The 4,474-nt window shown below is 67.6% G+C and carries 4 protein-coding genes; 3 read left to right on the forward strand and 1 reads right to left on the reverse strand.

Going from position 1 to position 4,474, the window contains the following annotated elements; genetic code table 11:
- Positions 1 to 49: 49 nt before the first annotated feature.
- On the reverse strand, positions 50 to 1,441 hold the full coding sequence (locus GXB81_RS30405; RefSeq protein WP_205991145.1) for a TolC family protein: 1,392 nt from the start codon (positions 1,439 to 1,441) through the stop codon (positions 50 to 52).
- Between the two features lie 341 nt (positions 1,442 to 1,782).
- Between GXB81_RS30405 and GXB81_RS30410 the strand changes: the two genes are divergently transcribed.
- The 3 genes from GXB81_RS30410 to GXB81_RS30420 form a co-directional block, all read left to right on the forward strand.
- Complete coding sequence (locus tag GXB81_RS30410; protein ID WP_167038100.1) at positions 1,783 to 2,445, forward strand: response regulator; 663 nt, start codon at positions 1,783 to 1,785, stop codon at positions 2,443 to 2,445.
- Positions 2,446 to 2,453: 8 nt separating this feature from the next.
- Positions 2,454 to 3,818, forward strand: coding sequence for an ATP-binding protein (locus GXB81_RS30415; RefSeq protein ID WP_205991146.1), 1,365 nt, complete (start codon positions 2,454 to 2,456; stop codon positions 3,816 to 3,818).
- 110 nt (positions 3,819 to 3,928) lie between these two features.
- Positions 3,929 to 4,474, forward strand: a 546-nt coding sequence (locus tag GXB81_RS30420) for a ProQ/FINO family protein (protein WP_241016595.1), incomplete at its 3' end; no start/stop codon positions are given.

Genomic DNA, 4,474 nt, shown 5'->3' on the forward strand with positions numbered 1-4,474 from the left:
TGCCGCGGTGGCGACGGCGCGCGGCCACGACCGCAACGGTGAAAACAGGCTATTTCGCATGAGTGTCGATGAATGTCTGGGCGGATGAGAAGGCATCGGGAATCGCGCTGCCGAGCAGCGCCTGCAAACCGACACGTTGTTCGGCGAGCGATTCGCGCAGCGTCGCGACGTCGATACGTTTCGTGAGCGCGGCGCTTTGCGCATCGGTGTAGGCACCGAGAGCGAGGTCGTGATCGGCGTAGGCCGCGGCCGCCTGCCGGGCGGCGTGCTCGACGTCGGGCAACGCGGACTCGGTCTGCTGCAACTGCCGCGCGAGAATCGCGCTGTCCTCGCGCAGATGCGCGACGTCCGCGTAGGCCTCGTTCAGGCGCGTCTGGTATTCGTCGCGCAGCCGCGCACGTGTGGCTTTTTCGATCGCGACGTTGCCCTGGTTGCGGTTGAAGATCGGCAGGCTCAGGTTGATCTGGAAGCCGCTCGTGTAGATGTTCGAGGTATCGCGCGCCCGCACGAAGCCGACCGACAAGCTCGGGAACTGGCTCAGAATCGCTGCGCGATATTTCTGTTCCTGGGCTTCGTAGCCGGCTTGCAGCGCGATCAGATCGGGGCGGCGCTGCGCGAGTCTCGCGAGCGCAGCGTCGAGCGTGTCGTCCGCGAGCGGCGTGATGTCGCCGTCGCCTGGTTGCGTTTGCAATTGCACCTGCACGTCGGGCGCGAGGCCGAGCAGCGCGTTCAGGTCGTGATGCGTTTGCGCGGCCGCGCGTTCGGCGTCGGTGTATTGCTTGCGCGCGTCGCCGTAGGCGAGCAGCGCGGCGCTCAGCACGTCGTCGGTCAGATTGCCGTCGCGGCGCGCCTCGGCCATGCGCTCGTAGCGCGTGCGCGCGAGATCGCGCTGTTCGCGCAGCAGCGGCAGCGTGTCCTGCTGGAAACGCGTCTTGATGAACAGCTGCCGTGCCTGCGCGACGACCTGCCACTCCTGCCACAGCAGGCCGAGATCGGTCTTCGCGAGCGTCGCGTCGGCGGACTGTTTATTCGCGCTGCGCAGCACGATCGCCATCACGTCGATGCTCAGGCCATAATTGAACGCGCGCGTGGTGCCGGCCGCACCCGGGTAATCGCTCGATAGGCTCAGTTGCGGATCGGGCAGCAGTCCCGCCGAATAGGCCTGTGCGCGCGCGATGCCGAGATCGTCGCGGGCGAGCTTGAGATCGGGATTGTTGGCGACTGCGAGCATCGCGACTTCGTCGATATCGAGCCCGTCCGCGGGATCGAAACGATGCGCGGCCAGTTCGGGCAGCGGCATCGTCGCCGGATCGATGCGGATGCGTTCGAGCGAGCGCGTCGATGTCGAGGTGTCTTGCGGCGCGAGCGGTTCGCGATGGTAGATCGCGCAGCCGCCGAACAGCAGCGCGCACAGCGGCGCGAGCAGGCGCAGCCGGCGCAAGGGGCGAAGGAGGCGAAGGCGAGGGCAGCGGCGGGGCGCCGAAGCTGTCGCCGCCGATGCGGGCGCTGCAAAAGCCGCCGCCGTAGCGTGAAAAACAGGCAAAATCCGGCTCCTGAAAGAGGTCGGGGCCATCACGAACAATCACGAACGGATGCCGCGAAATGGAAGCCGATTCTGCTCAACGGGCGCTTAAGACATGCTTAACGTGCCTCGATGCACGACGTTGCGGGCACCATCGCCAGGCGCCGCGGCACGCCGACGATCTCATCGGAGTCCTGTAAGGAACCGTTAAGCTGCTGCATTCGATAATGCCGCGGCCCACACCGCACGAAGGAGAGGCCATGCGCCTGCTATTGGTCGAAGACGACGAGATGATCGCGGAAACGGTGCTCGGCGCGATGCGCCGCGCCGGCTATGCGATCGACTGGGCCGAGGACGGCCGCGCGGCCGAACTGTCGCTGGATAACGGCGTGTACGACCTCGTGCTGCTCGATCTCGGCCTGCCGAAGAAAGACGGCATCGACGTGCTCAACGCCTATCGCCGCAATGGCGGTGCCGCGCCGGTCATCATCCTGACCGCGCGCGACGCGATCGACGAACGCATTCGCGGTCTCGACGCCGGCGCCGACGACTATCTCATCAAGCCGTTCGATCTCGACGAACTGGCCGCGCGCATCCGCGCGCTGCTGCGGCGGCGCACCGGCCAGAAGCAGCCGGTCTATGCGCACGGCGAACTCACGCTCGATCCCGCCGCGCACGAAGTCGCGAAGAACGGCGAGCCGGTGCCGCTCGTGCCGCGCGAATTCGCGCTGCTGCAGGCGCTAATCGAGGAACCCACGCGCGTGTTCACGAAGGCCGAACTCGAAGAAAAGCTCTACGGCTGGGGCGAGGAAGTCGGCAGCAACACGATCGAAGTGCATGTGCACAGCCTGCGGCGCAAGATCGGCGCGGACCAGGTCGTCACCGTGCGGGGCGTCGGCTACCGCCTGAAGCGATGCGCATGACATCGCGCATGACGTCGATTCGCCGCTGGCTGCTCGGCTGGCTTATCTTCGGCATGGCGGCGACCTCGGTGGTCGCGGCCTTCGCGATCTTTCACACCGCGCGGGGCGAGGCGAGCGAGCTGTTCGACTACGAGCTGCGCACCGTCGCGCTGTCGTTGCCGTCGAACCTGCGCGGCGTCGCGCTCGGCAAGCAGCGCGAACCCGATCTCGGCGATCTCGCCGACGACCGCATCGTCATCGAAATCTGGGAGCGCGGCGGCCAGCTGATTTACCACTCCGCGCAGGCGCCGGTGCTCGAACGCCTGCCGCCGGGCTTCAACACCGTGCGGCACGGCGATAACCAGTGGCGCACCTTCGGCGTCGACCAGAACGACCGCTACGTGCAGGTCGCGCAGCCGGTTTCGGTACGCGAGGATCTCGCGCTGCAGCTCGCGCTGCACACGCTGTGGCCGCTCGGCGTACTGCTGCCGGTGACGATCGTGCTGGTGCTGCTGGTGGTGGCGCGCGGGCTCGGGCCGATCGGCGGCCTGTCGCGCGCGCTCGCCACGCGCTCGATCGATTCGCTCGAACCGTTGCGTCTGGACGGCAGCGTGCCGGTCGAAATCAGGCCGCTCGTCGAAGCGCTCAACGATCTGCTGCAACGGCTGCATACGGCGTCGCAGGCGCAGCGCACCTTCATCGCCGACGCCGCGCACGAACTGCGCTCGCCGCTCGCGGCGCTGAAGCTGCAATTGCAGGCGGCCTCGCGCGACGGCACCTTGAAGGGCGAAGGCCAGGCGCTCGAGCGCGTCGAGCAGCGCGTGAACCGCATCATTCACCTCGTGCAGCAACTGTTGACGCTCGCGCACGAAGACGCGCAGCCGGTCGCGTCGATGGTGCCGGTCAGCCTGCGGCGCATCGGCGAGCAGGCGGTCAGCGACTTTTCGCTGCTCGCGGAGCTGCACGAGATCGATCTCGGGCTCGAATGCGAAGGCGCACGCACGCCGAACGACGCGTATACGGTGCTCGCCGAGCCGCACGGCATGAGCGTGCTGCTGGGCAACCTGGTCAATAACGCGATCCGCCATACGCCGGCCGGCGGACGCGTCGACGTGATTCTCCGGCGCGCCGGCGAGCAGGTCGGCTGCGAAGTGGTCGATAGCGGCTCGGGCATTCCCGAGGCGGAACTCGAACGCGTGTTCGACCGCTTCTATCGCGGTACGGAATCGAAGGGCGAGGGCAGCGGGCTCGGGCTTGCGATCGTCTCGCGGATCGCCGGTCGCCACCGGCTGTCGCTGTCGCTGCGCAACAATTCCGGGCGGCCCGGTTTGAGCGTCGCGGTGTCGGGTCTGCGCGCGCACGATGCCGAAGCGCCGCTGCCCGCCGCGAGCTGACGGTGCGCCCACTCATGCGCCCATCCATATGCCGCTGAGGGTTGTCACGAGGGCGTTTGCGCACGCTGCTACAATCGCGTTTTTACAGATCGACGGATTGGTTGTGCATTATGGGTTTCGAACAACTCGCTGAACTGAAGAAGCAACTGGCGGCGGCACGTGCGGCCGCCGAGTCGGGCGGCAAGCCCGATCGCAAATCGGCTGCGCGGCCCGCTTCGAAGTCCGCCGCCAAGCCGGATGCGCGGTCCGGTTCGAAGCCGGGCGCCAAGCCCGGTTCCCGTCCGGATGCGAAGCCGGGCGCGCGGCCCGCGCGCCCGCCGCAAGCCCAGCCGCAATCGCGCGGCGCGGCCCAGACGAGGCCGGTGGCGGATGCGAAACCGGTGGACCCGGTGGTCCGCTCGATCGGGCGTCTGCAAAAACGCTTCCCCGTGGCATTCCCGAAGAACCCGGCGCCGAAGTTGCCGCTGAAAATCGGCATTTTCGAAGACCTCGTGGTGCATGCGAAAGACCTGTCGCTGACCGAAGCCGAACTGCGCGACGCGATCAAGACGTGGTGCCGTGGCGGCCGCTACTGGAAGAGCCTCGTGGAAGGCGCCGCGCGCGTCGATCTGACGGGCACCGAGGCCGGCAAGGTCACGGCGCAGGAAGCCGCGGGC

The sequence above is a fragment of the Paraburkholderia sp. Ac-20336 genome, from assembly GCF_017105025.1.
GTDB lineage: Bacteria > Pseudomonadota > Gammaproteobacteria > Burkholderiales > Burkholderiaceae > Paraburkholderia.

Bases quoted from the DNA above. Each gene is read 5' to 3' on its own strand.
- GXB81_RS30410 (WP_167038100.1), top strand. From the start codon at position 1,783: ATGCGCCTGCTATTGGTCGAAGACGACGAGATGATCGCGGAAACGGTG.
- GXB81_RS30415 (WP_205991146.1), top strand. From the start codon at position 2,454: ATGACGTCGATTCGCCGCTGGCTGCTCGGCTGGCTTATCTTCGGCATG.